Genomic DNA, 15,668 nt, shown 5'->3' with positions numbered 1-15,668 from the left:
AATGATCAACGCCCGTCTCGCCATCGACCCGCACTTCACGGTCGGCGACATCAACCGACGACTCTTCGGCTCGTTCGTCGAGCACCTCGGACGCTGCGTCTACGGAGGCATCTACGAACCGGGCCACGAGACCTCCGACGCCGACGGCTTCCGTGGTGACGTGGTCGAGCTGGTCAAGGAGCTGGGGGTGTCGACCATCCGGTACCCCGGCGGCAACTTCATCTCGGGATACCGCTGGGAGGACGGCGTCGGACCCCGCGAGGAGCGTCCCCGCCGCCTCGATCTGGCCTGGCACTCGACCGAGACCAATGAGATCGGCCTCGACGAGTTCGCCGCATGGACCGAGGGAGTCGGCAGCGAGCTGATGTACGCGGTCAATCTCGGCACGCGGGGCATCGAGTCGGCGCTCGACGTGCTCGAGTACACGAATATCGCCTCTGGCACCTTCCTGTCGGAGAAGCGCATCGCGAACGGCAGGACGAAGCCCTACGGCATCCGCATGTGGTGCCTGGGCAACGAGATGGACGGTCCGTGGCAGGTCGGGCACTCGACCGCTCACGAGTACGGCCGCCTGGCCGTCAAGACCGCGCGAGCGATGCGCATGATCGATCCCGATCTCGAGCTCGTCGCCTGCGGATCGTCCAGCGCCTCGATGCCGACCTTCGGCGACTGGGAGCGCACGGTGCTCGAGGAGACCTACGACGAGGTCGACTTCATCTCCTGCCACGCGTACTACGAGCCGAAGGGCGACGACTACGCGAGCTTCCTCGCCTCCGCGGTCGACATGGATCGGTTCATCGACGTCGTCGTGGCGACCGCGGACCATGTGAAGGCGCTCAAGCGGAGCGACAAGACGCTGAACATCTCCTTCGACGAATGGAACGTCTGGTACCAGTCGCGGTTCAACGACGTGGAGAAGATCACGGATGCCACGGACTGGCCGGTCGCGCCTCGGCTGCTGGAGGATTCGTACTCGGTGGTGGATGCCGTGGTGTTCGGCAATCTGCTGATCTCGCTGCTCCGTCACGCCGACCGTGTGACCGCGGCCAGCCTCGCCCAGCTCGTGAACGTGATCGCACCGATCATGACCGAGCCCGGCGGCATCTCGTGGCGCCAGACCACGTTCTTCCCGTTCGCGATCACCTCACGACTCGCCAGAGGCAAGGCGCTCGAGGTGCGCCTGGAAGCTCCGACGTACGCATCCGACGTCTTCGGCGACGTGTCGCTCGTCGACGCCGTCGCGACCCATGACGAGGAGACCGGCGAGACCGCGGTCTTCCTCGTCAACCGCAGCCTGACCGAGGAGATCACGGTGCAGATCGACGTCAGCCGTCTGGGTGACGTGCAGGTGACCTCGGCGCAGTCGCTGCACGACGACGACATGCACGCCCGCAACACCCTCGAGGACCCGGAGCGCGTGGGGATGCGGGAGAACACCACCGCGCGCGTGATCGACGGTGCCATCTCGATCACGCTCCCCGCCGTGTCCTGGACGGCGGTGACGGCGCGGTGAGCGCGGCGACCGGCGCGAGTGTCGATCCGCAGATCCTGCGGGTCGACGGCACCCGCATCGTCGAGGGCTCAGAGCCGGTGCTGCTGCGCGGTTTCGGGCTGGGCGGGTGGATGAACATGGAGAACTTCATCACCGGCTACGCCGGAACCGAGACTCAGCACCGCAGAGCGCTGCTGAGAGTCCTCGGAGAAGACGCCTACCAGAGCTACTTCTCGCGGTTCCTGTCCGTCTTCTTCACCGAGGCGGATGCGGCGCACGTGCGATCTCTGGGGCTCAACTCGGTGCGGATCCCGTTCAACTACCGCCACTTCGAGGATGACGCCGACCCGTTCGTGATCAAGGAGGAGGGCTTCGCTCTTCTCGACCGGGCCGTCGACGCCTGCGCGACGCACGGCGTCTACGCGATCCTCGACCTTCACGCCGTTCCCGGTGCCCAGAATCAGCACTGGCACAGCGACAACCCCACGCAGTGGGCGCACTTCTGGGCGCAGCGTCAGTTCCAGGACCGCGTGGTGAATCTCTGGGAGCAGATCGCGGAGCGGTATCGGGGCAACCCCTGGGTGGCCGGATACAACCCGATCAACGAGCCCGCCGATGCGGAGGGCGCAACGGTGGGGCCCTTCTACCGGCGGCTGGAGGCCGCGATCCGGGCCGTCGATCCGGAGCACATCCTGTTCCTCGACGGCAATCGGTACTCGACCCAGTTCGATCAGCTGGGCGACCCGCTGCCGAACTGCGTGTACACCGCTCACGACTACGCGCTGCCGGGGTTCGTCGACGGCGGTCCCTACCCCGGCGTGAGCCGCGGTCAGTACATCGATCGGGATCGAGTCGAGGAGACGTTCCTCGCGCGCACCGCCTACATGCGCGAGACGGGAACGCCGATCTGGGTCGGCGAGTTCGGGCCGGTCTACACCGGCGATCCGGAGCGCGACGATCAGCGCTATCGACTGCTCGAGGATCAGCTCGAGATCTTCTCGCGCCACGACGCCAGCTGGGCGCTGTGGACCTACAAGGACATCGGCCTGCAGGGTGCCGTCAGCGCCGACCCGACGTCGGAGTACATGCGTCGCATCGCTCCGGTCCTCGAGAAGAAGGCGCGCCTCGGCGTCGACTCCTGGGGATCGACGGATGCCGGGGTGCGCGGGATCCTCGACCCCATCGAGAAGCTGTTCGAGACGGAGTTCCCCGACTTCGCGCCGTTCCCGTGGGGCGCGCGACGGTGGATCCACGGGCACGTGCGGCACGTGATGCTCGCCGAGGCCATGGTGGCCGACTACGCGAACGCGTTCGAGGGAGTCACCCCTGCGGAGGCGGCCGATCTCGCCGACGCCTTCGCCCTCGAGAACTGCGTGCGCAGAGAGCGGCTCGAGGCGATCCTGTCTTCGTCGATCTGAGCGCGCATAGACTGCGACGGGATGACCGCCGAGCGACGAAGGAGTGCCGATCCGATGGAACGCAACTGGGCCGGGAACCTCACCTATCGGGCGAGGCGGGTCGAGCACCCGTCGTCGATCGACGAGCTGCGTGCGCTGTTCGCCGAGGGCGGGCCGGTGCGCATGCTCGGCTCCCGGCACTGCTTCAACGACATCGCCGACACCGACGGGGTGCTCGTCGCGCTCGACCGGATGCCGGTGGTGTTCGAGATCAACGACGCCCGCGACGCCGTGCGCGTCTCGGGCGGGCTGCGCTACGGCGACATCGCGCCGCGGCTCGGGGCGGAGGGCCTGGCCCTCGCGAACCTCGCCTCGCTGCCGCACATCTCGATCGCCGGGGCCGTGGCCACGGGGACGCACGGGTCGGGCGACGCGACCGGGTCGCTGGCGACCGCGGTGCGTGCGCTGACCATCATCACCCCGGCCGGTGAGACGCGGACGCTCTCACGCGGTGACGACGACTTCGACGGCGCGGTCGTCAGCCTCGGTGCCCTGGGTGCGGTCGTCGACGTCACGCTCGACGTCGAGCCGACCTACGACGTGGCGCAGCATGTGTTCGAGCATCCGTCATGGGATGCGATCCTGGCCGACTTCGACGAGGTCACGGGCATCGGCACGAGCGTCAGCATCTTCTCGACCTGGACGCGCACCGACATCGCCGACCAGATCTGGGTCAAGCAGCGCCATCCCGAGGCGCATGAGCTCGTCCGCGACGACCTCTTCGAGCGGCTCGGCGCGGAGCCGGCGACGAGCAAGCGGCATCCGATCCTCGGCGTCGATCCCGTCGCCTGCACCGAGCAGCTCGGTGAGCCGGGGCCGTGGTTCGAGCGCCTCGCTCACTTCAAGCTCGAGTTCACGCCGTCGGCCGGCGCCGAGATCCAGAGCGAGTACCTCGTGCCGCGCGCCGACGCGGTCGCCGCGATCCAGGCGGTGCGCACGCTCGCCGGCCAGATAGCGCCGCTGCTGCTCGTGAACGAGATCCGCACGGTCGCCCCGGACTACCTCTGGCTGAGCTCGTCGCAGGGCACGGATGCCGTCGGCATCCACTTCACCTGGAAGCCCGACGAGGCGGCCGTGCGCGCGTTCCTGCCCACCCTCGAGGCGCTGCTGCCTGCCACCGCCCGCCCGCACTGGGGCAAGGTCTTCACTCTCGATGCCGCAGAGGTGCGCTCGCGCTATGCGCGATGGGACGACTTCGCCGCCCTCGCGCGGCGGTTCGACCCCGAGCGTCGCCTGGTGAACCCGTACCTGGAGCGCCTCGGGCTGTAGGTACGGGCCCCTCTTCGGAGCGAGGTGCCCGTCGGAGCCCCCGCTGGGCTCCCGTAGGGGCGATCGGTCACGGATTGACGAAGACTCTTGCGTTCCAAATTCTGTTACCGGTAACATCCGAGTGACAGCAATCGTCGCGGCTCCGTTCGGAGCCACTGAGGCAGCGTGTTCGCGACCTCGGTATCTCAAGGAGGAGAGTGCATGAACGGCGTCATCTGTGTCCATCTCGATCGGGTCGCGCACCGCGCCACACGACGCCTTCCCGTGCTGCACTCGGCTATGAGAGAACCTCGACCGGCGCACTGAGCGCCGGTGCCAGCGGGGTGAGTCCCCGCCGGCAGAACGGCGCCTGAGGCTTCTGCCTCCAGGACGCCGGCAGACCGAGGAACCGCATCCGTCCGCTCTTCCCAGGCGCGGATCGCTGCTGCAGCACTCCTCGATTCCCGAATCACATCGACCCCACAAGGGGACTGACGCGCGCCGCGGCGATCCGCTGCTGCGAAGACGCTGTCGGTCGCTATCCCACCTTCGCTCGAGACAGCAGCGTCCACGGCCTCTTCGCAGAAGAAGCGGCCTGGCGCGCGTTCGCGCCGGCGCGCCCTCGAGCGAGACCTACCCGCAAGGAGCAACACGTGAAACCACATCTGAGAACCGTCGATCGGCGCCGCCGGTCCGTTTCGCTTCCGGCAGCGATTCTGGGGGTCGCGGCGCTCGTCGCGTCTTCCGTGACCGCCGCCGGGGCACCGGAGGCGGCTTTCGCCGCTCCCGTGAGCATCATCGACAACGGCACTTTCGAGAGCGGACTGTCGGGATGGTCTGCGCCACTCGGAGGGACGCTCACGGAGAGCGCGGACGCCCGCACGGGCGCGAAGGCTCTTGCGATCAGCGACCGCTCGAGTTTCCAGTCGGGCCCCACCGCCACGGTGACGGGACTGCTGAAGACGGATCAGTCCTATGACCTCTCGCTCTCGCTGAAGTTCGACGCCGGGCGCGCCACGCAGGACTTCAACGTCGTTCTGTGCACGTCATCGCGCAGTCGCTGTGACGTGGTGGTCTCGGCGACGGCAACGGCCGGCGAGTGGTCCACCCTCGAGAAGACTTTCTCGCCCCTGACGGCCGACTACGACATCCTCTTCGTCGAAACGCCGTGGAACACCGACGTCCAGTCCTTTCTGATCGATGACGTGTCGCTGACGACGGACGGCGGGTCGTCCGCCGCAGTCGAGCCGCCGGCGGTGCCGGGCAACCTCCTGCCTGACGGCCGCTTCGTCTCGGACCTGACCGGGTGGACCAACACCCGCGGTGGCACGCTGGCTCTCAGCGACGACGCGGCGAGCGGCGCGCACTCCCTGAAAGTCACCGGCCGGGAGAACACCCAGTCGGGCCCGTTTGCGAGTGTCGCGGACAAGATCGAGCTCGGTGCCTCGTACCGCCTCACCGGAAAACTGAAGTACGACGAGGGCAACGCCACCCAGCAGTTCAACTTCACCTTCTGCCCGACGAACTTCAACGGATGCGCCGACTACGGGCACACGTTCACGAAGGGCGAATGGGGCGCCTTCTCGCAGGAGTTCACGGCCGAGGCCAGGCACGTCGCTGCGGGATGGCTGTTCGTGGAGACTCCCTGGGGCTCCGAGGCTCTGCAGGACTTCTCGGTCGACGAACTCTCGCTCGTCAAGATCGCCGATGCGCCCGAAGTGCCCGCGTTCACGAGCCTCGAGAAGGTGCAGACCAAGCCGATCGGCGACCACAACCCGCTCGTCGGCCACAAGTTCGGCGCCGACCCGCACCACCTCGTCTACAACGGTCGCCTGTACATCTACTCGACCGATGACACCCAGCAGTACGACCTGAACAGCAAGGACGAGAACGGCCTGCCGACACAGTCGAACGGCTACGGCGGCATCACGCGTCTCAACGTGATGTCGACGATCGACATGGTCAACTGGGTCGACCACGGCTCGGTGCCGATCGCTCGTGAGGGCGGCGCTGCCCCGTGGGCCCGCAACTCGTGGGCTCCGGCGGCGATCGAGAAGGACGGCAAGGTCTATCTGTACTTCTGCGACAGCGGCACCGGAACGGCGGTCGTCGTCGGCGGGTCGCCCCTCGGGCCGTGGGTGGATCCGCTCGGCAAGAAGATCATCCCCGACACCGTGTCGAGCGACTACATCGCCGACGGCGGATTCCCGGCAGGCATGTGGCTCTTCGACCCCGAGGTGTTCATCGACGACGACGGCCAGGGCTACCTGTACTTCGGCGGCAACTCGCAGATCGGCACCGCGCCGAACGTGCAGGGGCCGCAGAACCCGAAGTCGACCCGTGTCGTGAAGCTGAAGGACGACATGGTCACCCTCGACGGCGACCCGGTCGAGATCGATGCCCCCGGCATGTTCGAAGCGTCGAGCATGTTCAAGCGCGACGGCAAGTACTACTACTCGTACTCGTCGAACTTCCAGGTGAACGAGGCGCCGGGACAGTACCCGTCGCGCGGTGCGATCGCGTACATGATGACCGATGACCCGATGAAGCTCGGTTCCTCGGAGTACGCGGGCGTGGCGTTCCAGAACCAGGGCACGTTCTTCGGAGCGGGCAACGGCGGCAACAACCACTCCGACATGTTCACCTACAAGGGCGAGACCTACTTCACCTACCACGCGCAGACGCGTGGGGCGGCGTGGGCGTCGGCTCTCGGAACCCCGGGCGCGACACAGGGATACCGCTCGGTCCACATCGACAAGCTCGAGTTCAACCAGGACGGCACCATCAAGCCGATCGTCGGAACCAAGGCGGGCGTGGAACAGGTCGAGAGCTTCGATCCGTACCGCACCTTCGAGGCCGAGACGCTGGCCTGGCAGCTGGGCGTCACCACGGCCAAGACGGATGCCGCCTCGGTCGAGTTCCCCGAGCACAACGGTTCGGGCAACATGGTGCTCTCGGGCATCGATGACGGGGACTTCTCCGGCATCTCCGGTGTCGACTTCGGCTCCGGCGCCCAGAAGGTGTCTGCGAAGGTGAAGCCGTTGGTCGCCGGTGGCAGCATCCAGGTGCGTCTGGATGACGTCGACGGCCCCGTCGTGGCGGAGATCCCCGTCGACGGCACGGTCGGAGAGTGGACCACGGTCGAAGCCGAGGTCACCGGTGCCACGGGCGAGCACGATGTGTTCTTCGTCTTCGCCGGCCCCGAGGGCGTCGGCGCGGATGTCGACCTGTTCGAGGTCGACAACTGGTCGTTCGACACGGTCGACGACGGCCCGGGATCGCAGCTGACCGCTGAACTCTCCGCGTCGAAGGTCGCGGCGGGTGGATCCGTCACCGTCACCGCTGCCGGTGTGGCAGCGGACGAGGTCGAGATCGGCATCGCCAGCACATACCGGGCGCTCGCCACGGTCGCCGTCGAAGGCGGCGAGATCGAGGCCACCGTCGTGATCCCGGCAGATGCGACAGCCGGTCTGCACCACATCATCCTCCGCGATGGTGAGACCGAGCTCGCGCGACTGCCGATCACCGTCACGCGGGTCTCCGGTGGCGGCACCGACGGTGGCTCCTCCTCCGGCGGAGGAGGCGACGGCACCGGTGGGTCGCTGGCCGCTACCGGCGGTGACGCGAGCGGATCGTTGATGGCTGCGTTGCTCGGCGCGATCCTGCTGGCCCTCGGATCCGCGTTCTGGGTCCGGCGCCGCAGATCAGTCCGAGTCGCAGAGATCGGGACGGACTGAGGTGAGGACGCCGCGCGCCGGCAATGCCTGACCTTCTGATGACCCGCCTCTTCCTTCCGGCCGCGCCGAAGGAAGGGGCGGGTCGCCCGTCATCCATTGCAGGTCCGGGGGTGTTCTCGGTAACATTCTCCGAGGCCTGGCCGACGGAGGTGCGCATGGTGAACGTCGGTTCCGACAAGCCCAACATCCGTCAGGTCGCCACCATCGCTGGCGTCTCGCACATGACGGTGTCGCGGGTGCTCAACGATCACCCCAACATCAAGCCCGACACCAAGCGGCGTGTGCTCGAGGCGATCGAAGAGCTCGACTACCGGCCCAACATGGTCGCCCGCGCACTCGCCACGCAGCGCACACGTCGTATCGGTGTGATCGTCGAGAGCGCCGTGGCCCATGGCCCGACCAGCATCCTGCGTGCGGTCGAACTCTCCGCCCGTGCGGCGGGGTACTCGGTCACACCGATCGCGCTCCATGAGGGCGATGCGCTGTCGCCGCAGGAGGCCGTCGACAACCTCGTCACCCAGGGTGTCGATGCGCTCTGCGTGATCGCGCCCCGTTCGTCGTCCGTCGCGGCTCTGCGCCGCATCGCGATCACGGTGCCGATGCTCGTGGTGAAGGCCGACGCCGATCCGACCTTCCTGACGGTGTCGATCGACCAGCACGCGGGCACGACACTGGTGGTCGACCACCTCGTCGCGCTCGGACACCGCGACATCCTGCATCTCGCGGGCCCCCTGGACTGGCTGGACGCGAGGGCTCGCGAGCGCGCCTTCCACTCGCGGGCCAAGTCGTGGGGCATCCGGGAACGGCCGATCGTCGTCGGCGACTGGTCTGCCGACTTCGCGTACGACTTCGCCAAGGGCCTGACGCGTCTGCCCGACTACACCGCGATCTTCGCCGCGAACGACGACATGGCCATCGGACTCATCCACGGACTGCACGACAGGGGCTTCGAGGTGCCGACGGACCTGAGCGTGGTCGGATTCGACGACGTGCCGCTCGCCCGGCATTTCCTGCCGCCGCTGACGACGGTCCGCCAGGACTTCGGCGCGCTCGGCGGCGCGGTCGTCGAGATGCTGCGTGCGGCGATCGAGGGGCGCGACATCCCCGCGCTCACCCGTATCCCGACCGAGCTCGTGGCTCGCGCATCCTCCGCGGCTCCCCGGGAGTCGCGATGACACTCGACCGTGGTCCCGAGCCGGTGGTGCGGCTCGAGGGCATCACGGTCGACTTCCCCGGCGTGCGCGCACTCGACGACGTCGATTTCCGGCTGTTCCCCGGCGAGGTGCACGCCGTGATGGGTGAGAACGCCGCAGGAAAATCGACGCTCGTGGCGGTGATCACCGGCACGCTCGTGCCTGAAGAGGGGACGGTCTTCGTCGATGGCGAGGCTCGCCGATTCTCGGGAGTCGCCGACAGTCGCGCGGCCGGCATCGCGACGGTGTTCCAGGAGGCGCAGCTGAGCCCGAACCTCAGCGTGGCTGAGAACGTCATGCTCGGCAGGGAGCGACGCGGGCACTTCGGCATCGACTGGCGCCGCACCAGAGCGGATGCCGGCGAGGCGCTGGCGTGGCTGGGACTCGACGACCTCGACCCCAAGACGCCGTTGTCGATGCTGACGCCCGCGCAGAAGCAGCTCGTCGCGCTGGCCAGGGCCGTCGTCGATGAGCCGCGGGTCCTCGTGCTCGACGAACCGACTTCGAGTCTCGATGTCGCCGAGGTCGCCACGCTCATGCGCGTCATCCGGGGCCTCCGGCAGCGCGGTGTCGCGATCCTCTTCATCTCGCACTTCCTCGAGCAGGCGTTCGCGATCAGCGACCGCATGACGGTGCTGCGCGGTGGGCGACGGGTCGGCGAGTACGCGACGCGCGATCTCGACCGAGCCGACCTGATCTCGAAGATGCTGGGCAAGGACATCGACAGCCTCAGAGCGCTCGGCTCGGAGCGCAAGGCGCACCATTACGCGTACGACGGAGAGCCGGCCATGCAGGCGTCCGGTCTCGGTCGCCGCGGCGAGCTGGAGCGGATGGATGTCGAGGTCCAGCGCGGTGAGATCGTGGGCCTCGCGGGGCTTCGAGGCTCAGGACGCACGGAGCTCGCCTCTCTGCTGAGCGGCACGGTGCGTGCCGACAGCGGCGAGCTGTGGGTGGACGGCGAGAAGGTGCAGCTGAAGAACCCTTCTGCCGCGCTGCGGCATCGCATCGCCCTGTCGGCGGAGAACCGCGGAACGCAGGGCATCATCGGCGACCTCACTGCGCGCGAGAACATCATCCTCTCGCTCCAGGCGCTGCGCGGATGGACTCGTCCTCTCTCGCACGCCGAGTCGAAGAGTCTCGTGGAGACCTACGTGGAGGCGCTGCACCTCGACTCCACGGACCTCGACCGTCCCGTCGGCCTCCTGTCGGGGGGAACGCAGCAGAAGGTGCTTCTCGCCAGGGCGCTGGCGGTGCGCCCTCACGTGCTGATCCTCGACGAGCCCACTCGGGGGATCGACATCGCGGCGAAGGTCGAGGTGCAGCGCCGCATCAGCCAGCTGGCCGGAGACGGCGTGGCCGTCGTGTTCATCTCGTCAGAGCTCGAGGAGGTCGTGCGGCTGAGCGATCGCATCATCGTGCTGAAGGACCGCGAGAAGATCGGCGAGCTCAGCAACGGTCCAGGTGTGACCGTAGACACGGTCGTCGAGATGATCGCGGCCGAGCTGAGTCTGACAAGCGGACTGTGATCGGTAACAGAATCGAGACCGATTAGAAACGCTGATTTCGTCAGAACCTCTTGTGTTCCAGAAATTGTTCCCGGTAACATCGCCGCAGGACCTGCGATGCCGCAGTCCTGCAATCACGACAGGGACCACGACCGGTCCACCGTTGCCGGAGTGACTACCGGCGTCTCAAGGAGGAGAATCATGTCCGCGAAGAAGCGCATCCGCGTCGCGTTCGGCCTGGCAGCAGTCGGCGCACTCACCATCGGCCTTGCGGCCTGCTCGACGGGCGACTCCGGCGGCGACGGCGGCGGCTCGGAGGAGATCACCACCGTCGGCTTCGTGGCCGTCGGCCCAGAAGGTGCATGGCGCGAAGCCAACGAGCAGAACATCCAGGACACCTTCACGGAGGAGGCCGGATACGACCTCAAGTACGCCCCCGCCACGAACCTCGACCAGAAGTCGCAGATCGACGCGTTCACGTCGTTCGTCGACGAGGGCGTCGACGTCATCCTGCTGTCGGCCACCGAGGCCTCGGGCTGGGAGGACTCGCTCAAGCGTGCACAGGAGGCGGAGATCCCCGTGATCCTGCTCGACCGCGGCATCGAGCCGGACGACGACAGCCTGTACGTGACCCGCATCGCTCCCGACAACGTCGAGGTCGCGAAGGAGGTCGGCACCTGGGCTGCGGCCACGTTCCCCGACGGCGGAAACTACGTCGTGCTCGAGGGGCCTGCCGGTGTCGGCGTCGTGAACGAGCGCAACACGGGCTTCGACGAGGGCCTCGGCGACTCCTCGCTCACGAAGCTCGACGCGCAGACCGCGAACTGGTCGGCGGAAGAGGGCAAGAGCGTCTTCGAGACGATGCTCAAGGCCTCGGGCAACGACATCCAGCTGGTGTTCGCGCAGAACGACGAGATGGGTCTCGGCGCAGCGCAGGCTGCGGAAGAGGCCGGACTCGTCGTCGGAGAAGACGTCAAGATCGCCACGATCGACGGCACGAAGAACGCCATGCAGGCGCTCGCCGACGGTCAGCTCAGCTACGTGCACGAGTACAACCCGCTGTTCGGCGAGACCGCTCTCGAGGTCGTCGAGAAGGCGCTCGCCGGCGAAGACGTCGAGTCGTACATCGTCGTCCCCAGTGAGGCGTTCGACTCCGCTGAGGCGGCGCAGGCCGTGCTGGCCGACCGCAAGTACTGACCGAGCACCGACGCCGACGCCGGAGCGATCCGGCATCGAGCCCGGGTGGCGCGGATTCCTGCGCCACCCGGGCTCTCCCGGACGGAGAGACAGCATGAACGAAGAACTGCCCATCGTCGAGATGCGGGGCATCTCGATCGAGTTCCCCGGAGTGAAAGCCCTCGACGGAGTCGACTTCCGGCTCTTCCCGGGCGAGGTGCACGCGCTCATGGGCGAGAACGGTGCCGGCAAATCGACCCTCATCAAGGCGCTGACCGGCGTCTATCCGATCGACTCCGGATCCATCGTCGTCACGGGCGCCGAGCGCAGCTTCGGCGGAGCCGGTGACGCTCAGGATGCCGGGATCTCGACGGTGTACCAGGAGGTCAACCTCGCCCCCAACCTCTCGATCGGCGAGAACGTGATGCTCGGCCATGAACTGCGGGGCGTGTTCGGCATCAACTGGACGGCCACGCACCGAGCGGCGACCGATGCCCTCTCCCGACTCGGGCTGGCGCACCTCGACACGCGCCGACCGCTCTCGACTCTCTCGATCGCGCTGCAGCAGCTCGTCGCCATCAGCCGCGCGATGGCGATCAAGGCCAAGGTCCTCATCCTCGACGAGCCGACCTCCAGCCTCGACGCCGCCGAGGTCGACGGCCTCTTCACCGTGATCAGGGCGCTGCGCGATCAGGGCGTCGCGATCCTCTTCGTCTCACACTTCCTCGATCAGGTCTACGCGATCAGCGACCGCCTGACGGTGCTGCGCAACGGTCGATACCAGGGCGAGTACCTCACCCGAGACCTCGACCGGCACGCCCTCATCTCGACCATGATCGGCAAGGACCTCGACGCGCTGAAGTCCCTGGGCGGCAACCGCCGCCGCGCGCCGCGTGAGGTCGACGAGAAGCCGCTGCTCTCGGCATCCGGCATCGCACGGCGTGGTGCGGTCGAGGCGACCGACCTCGACATCCGCCCCGGCGAGGTGGTCGGATTCGCCGGCCTGCTGGGGTCGGGACGCACCGAGCTCGCACGTCTGCTCTACGGGGCCGATCGCCCCGACGAGGGAGCGATCGAGCTCCACGGCCGCACCGTCGATCTGCGTTCTCCCGCCGATGCGCTGCCACGTCGGATCGCCTTCTCGACCGAGAATCGACGCGACGAAGGCATCATCGGAGACCTGACCGTTCGCGAGAACATCGTCCTCGCGGTTCAGGCCGAACGCGGCTGGGCGCGGCCGATGAGCCGCAAGGAGCAGGATGCGATCGTCGACCGCTACATCGCGCAGTTCAACGTCCGGCCGGCCGACCCCGACCGGATGATCAAGAACCTCTCCGGTGGCAACCAGCAGAAGGTGCTGCTCGGGCGCTGGCTCGCCACGCAGCCCGAGCTGCTGATCCTCGACGAGCCGACCCGCGGCATCGACGTGGGCGCGAAGGCCGAGATCCAGGAGGCGGTGGCCGCGCTCGCCGAAGACGGCGTCGCCGTGGTGTTCATCTCCTCCGAGCTCGAAGAGGTCGTGCGTCTCTCCGAGCGGATCGTCGTGCTGAAGGACCACCGCAAGATCGGCGAGATCCAGAACGGCCCCGATGTCACCGCGCAGGTGATCGTCGATGTGATCGCCGCCCACGGCGTGGAGGCCGCGGCCGAGACGCTCGACGACACCGACGGCGCCGTGCCCGATAGCATCGCCCCCACGACCGACAAGGAGGCAGCGCGATGACCGCGTCAGCCGGCACCACCATCTGGCGGGACCTGATCCACAAGCCGTTCTTCTGGGGCATCGTCGCGATCCTCGCGCTGCTCGCCCTGAACGTGATCAAGGACCCGACCTACCTCGCGCTCTCGATCAACCCGAACAACGGAAACCTCGTCGGCAACCTCATCGACATCCTGCGCCAGGCGGCGCCGATCATGATGATCGCCATCGGGATGTCGCTCGTCATCGCCACGGGCGGCATCGACCTCTCGGTCGGATCGCTCATGGCCGTGGCCGGGGCCGTCTCGATGGAGTTCCTCAGCGCCGCGGGTGACTCCTTCGGCGCGGCGCTCGCCGCGGTCGGACTCGCGCTGGTCATCACCGGCATCCTCGGGGCGGTCAACGGCCTGCTCGTCGCCTACGTCGGGCTGCAGCCTTTCATCGCCACGCTGGTGCTCATGCTCGCCGGGCGGGGAATCGCCAAGGTGATCACCGGCGGACAGAACACCACCGCGTCGAACGATGCGTTCCGGTGGATCGCGAACGGCTTCGTGATCGGCATCCCCGTGGTGTTCATCCTCGCCGTGCTCATCGTGATCGCCGTCGGCTGGGTCGTCAGGCGCAGCGCGCTGGGACTCATGATCGAGGCCATCGGCATCAACCCCCGCGCCAGCCGCATGGCGGGGATCAAGCCGAAGGGCCTGCTGCTGACGGCGTACATCATGAGCGGCATCCTCGCCGGGATCGCGGGGATCATGTCGGTCGGCAGCGTGATGACCGTCGACATCTCGCGCACCGGATACCAGCTCGAGCTCGATGCGATCCTCGCGGTCGTGATCGGCGGTGCATCGTTGGCGGGCGGCAAGTTCTCGCTCAGCGGTGCGTTCGTCGGAGCGCTGCTCATCGCCACCCTCGACAAGACCGTGCTGTATCTCGGCGTCTCTTCGTCGGCGACCCCTGCCTTCAAGGCCATCGTGATCGTCATCCTGTGCCTGCTGCAGTCGCAGCGGGTGCGCAGCTGGTTCCGCTCGCGCCGCAAGGCCCGACCGGTCGAACAGGTCCTCGCCAAGGAAGAGGTGTCCGCATGAGCGTCGTGACCGCCACCCCGGCTCCGCAGGCGACCGAGAACGTCGTCGACCGCCTGCGACGCATGATCACGGCCAACCCGTCGGTGCTGCCGACAATCGCCTCGGTCGTCATCTTCGTCGGCATGGTGATCTTCGGTGAGGTCGCTTACGGCCGCATCCTCCAGTTCAGCACCGTCTCGAACCTGCTCATCAACAACGCGCACCTCATCGTGCTCGCCGTCGCGCTGACGTTCGTGATACTCACCGGAGGCATCGACCTCTCGGTGGGTTCGATCATCGCGGTCTCGTCGGTGGCCGGGGTGATGCTCTCGAATGCCGGATGGAACGCATTCGCCGTGATCGTCGCGATGATCGGCATCGGCGTGCTCTTCGGCATCGTGTCGGGTGTGCTGATCCGGTACTTCAACGTGCAGCCGTTCATCGCGACGTTGGCGATGATGTTCCTCGGGCGGGGGCTCGCCTCGCTGCTCAGCACCAAGCCCGAGCGGCTCGGCGAGGACTCGCCCATCCGCTGGATCGGCACGCAGCTCAAGATCCTCGACGGACCCAAGGTCAACGACCTCGTGATCACCCCCGCGGTGCTCGTCGCGGTCATCGTCGTGGCAGCCGCGTTCTTCGTGCTGCACCGCACCCGCACCGGGCGCACGGTCTACGCGATCGGCGGGTCCGAGAGCTCGGCGCTGCTCATGGGTCTTCCGGTGCAGCGCACCAAGGTGCTGGTCTACGTGATCAGCGGTGGCCTCGCGGGCCTCGCGGCCGTGCTGTACACCGCACGACTCGGAACCGCGCAGAACATCACCGGTATCGGGTGGGAGCTCGACGCGATCGCCGCAGCGGTGATCGGCGGCACCGTGCTGACCGGTGCCTACGGCTACGTGCTCGGATCGGTCATCGGGGCCCTGGTGCTCGGGCTCATGAACGTGCTGATCACGCGCGACGGCGGGATCCCGCCCGAGATGACGACGATCATCACCGGCGGCATCCTGCTCGTGTTCGTGCTGCTGCAGCGGGCGGTCACTCGAAAACGCGAGTAGCTTCCGTTCGAATGACGTGAAAGACCCCTTGTCCGGTGG

At 67.4% G+C, this 15,668-nt stretch carries 10 protein-coding genes; all 10 read left to right on the top strand.

Annotated features, from left to right (window positions below):
• Position 1: 1 nt before the first annotated feature.
• The 10 genes from MRBLWH13_RS13980 (at position 2) to MRBLWH13_RS13935 (ending at position 15,629) form a co-directional block, all read left to right on the top strand.
• A complete protein-coding gene (locus tag MRBLWH13_RS13980) occupies positions 2 to 1,513 on the top strand; it encodes an alpha-N-arabinofuranosidase (protein ID WP_341955554.1) in 1,512 nt (503 codons plus the stop codon).
• Positions 1,510 to 2,910: a cellulase family glycosylhydrolase gene (locus MRBLWH13_RS13975; protein WP_341955553.1), complete on the top strand. Its 1,401-nt coding sequence runs from the start codon at positions 1,510 to 1,512 to the stop codon at positions 2,908 to 2,910. Before MRBLWH13_RS13980 ends, MRBLWH13_RS13975 begins: the two co-directional genes overlap by 4 nt.
• Positions 2,911 to 2,964: 54 nt before the next feature.
• On the top strand, positions 2,965 to 4,218 hold the full coding sequence (locus tag MRBLWH13_RS13970) for a D-arabinono-1,4-lactone oxidase (protein ID WP_341955552.1): 1,254 nt from the start codon (positions 2,965 to 2,967) through the stop codon (positions 4,216 to 4,218).
• Between the two features lie 632 nt (positions 4,219 to 4,850).
• Positions 4,851 to 7,934, top strand: coding sequence for a carbohydrate binding domain-containing protein (locus MRBLWH13_RS13965; protein WP_341955551.1), 3,084 nt, complete (start codon positions 4,851 to 4,853; stop codon positions 7,932 to 7,934).
• Positions 7,935 to 7,957: 23 nt separating this feature from the next.
• A complete protein-coding gene (locus MRBLWH13_RS13960) occupies positions 7,958 to 9,109 on the top strand; it encodes a LacI family DNA-binding transcriptional regulator (protein ID WP_341955550.1) in 1,152 nt (383 codons plus the stop codon).
• On the top strand, positions 9,106 to 10,653 hold the full coding sequence (locus tag MRBLWH13_RS13955; RefSeq protein WP_341955549.1) for a sugar ABC transporter ATP-binding protein: 1,548 nt from the start codon (positions 9,106 to 9,108) through the stop codon (positions 10,651 to 10,653). The genes MRBLWH13_RS13960 and MRBLWH13_RS13955 overlap by 4 nt, the downstream gene beginning before the upstream one ends.
• Positions 10,654 to 10,833: 180 nt before the next feature.
• Complete coding sequence (locus MRBLWH13_RS13950; protein ID WP_341955548.1) at positions 10,834 to 11,829, top strand: substrate-binding domain-containing protein; 996 nt, start codon at positions 10,834 to 10,836, stop codon at positions 11,827 to 11,829.
• A 94-nt stretch (positions 11,830 to 11,923) separates the two neighbouring features.
• Positions 11,924 to 13,531 carry a sugar ABC transporter ATP-binding protein gene (locus tag MRBLWH13_RS13945; protein ID WP_341955547.1) on the top strand — a complete coding sequence of 536 codons (1,608 nt, stop codon included), beginning with the start codon at positions 11,924 to 11,926 and terminating at the stop codon, positions 13,529 to 13,531.
• Positions 13,528 to 14,595 (top strand): ABC transporter permease, encoded by a 1,068-nt coding sequence (locus MRBLWH13_RS13940; protein ID WP_341955546.1) that lies wholly within the window; start codon positions 13,528 to 13,530, stop codon positions 14,593 to 14,595. The genes MRBLWH13_RS13945 and MRBLWH13_RS13940 overlap by 4 nt, the downstream gene beginning before the upstream one ends.
• Positions 14,592 to 15,629, top strand: coding sequence for a sugar ABC transporter permease (locus MRBLWH13_RS13935; protein ID WP_341955545.1), 1,038 nt, complete (start codon positions 14,592 to 14,594; stop codon positions 15,627 to 15,629). The genes MRBLWH13_RS13940 and MRBLWH13_RS13935 overlap by 4 nt, the downstream gene beginning before the upstream one ends.
• Positions 15,630 to 15,668 lie beyond the last annotated feature (39 nt).

This window comes from Microbacterium sp. LWH13-1.2, assembly GCF_038397735.1.
GTDB lineage: Bacteria > Actinomycetota > Actinomycetes > Actinomycetales > Microbacteriaceae > Microbacterium.
This window is presented reverse-complemented; position numbering and strand designations above follow the sequence as displayed.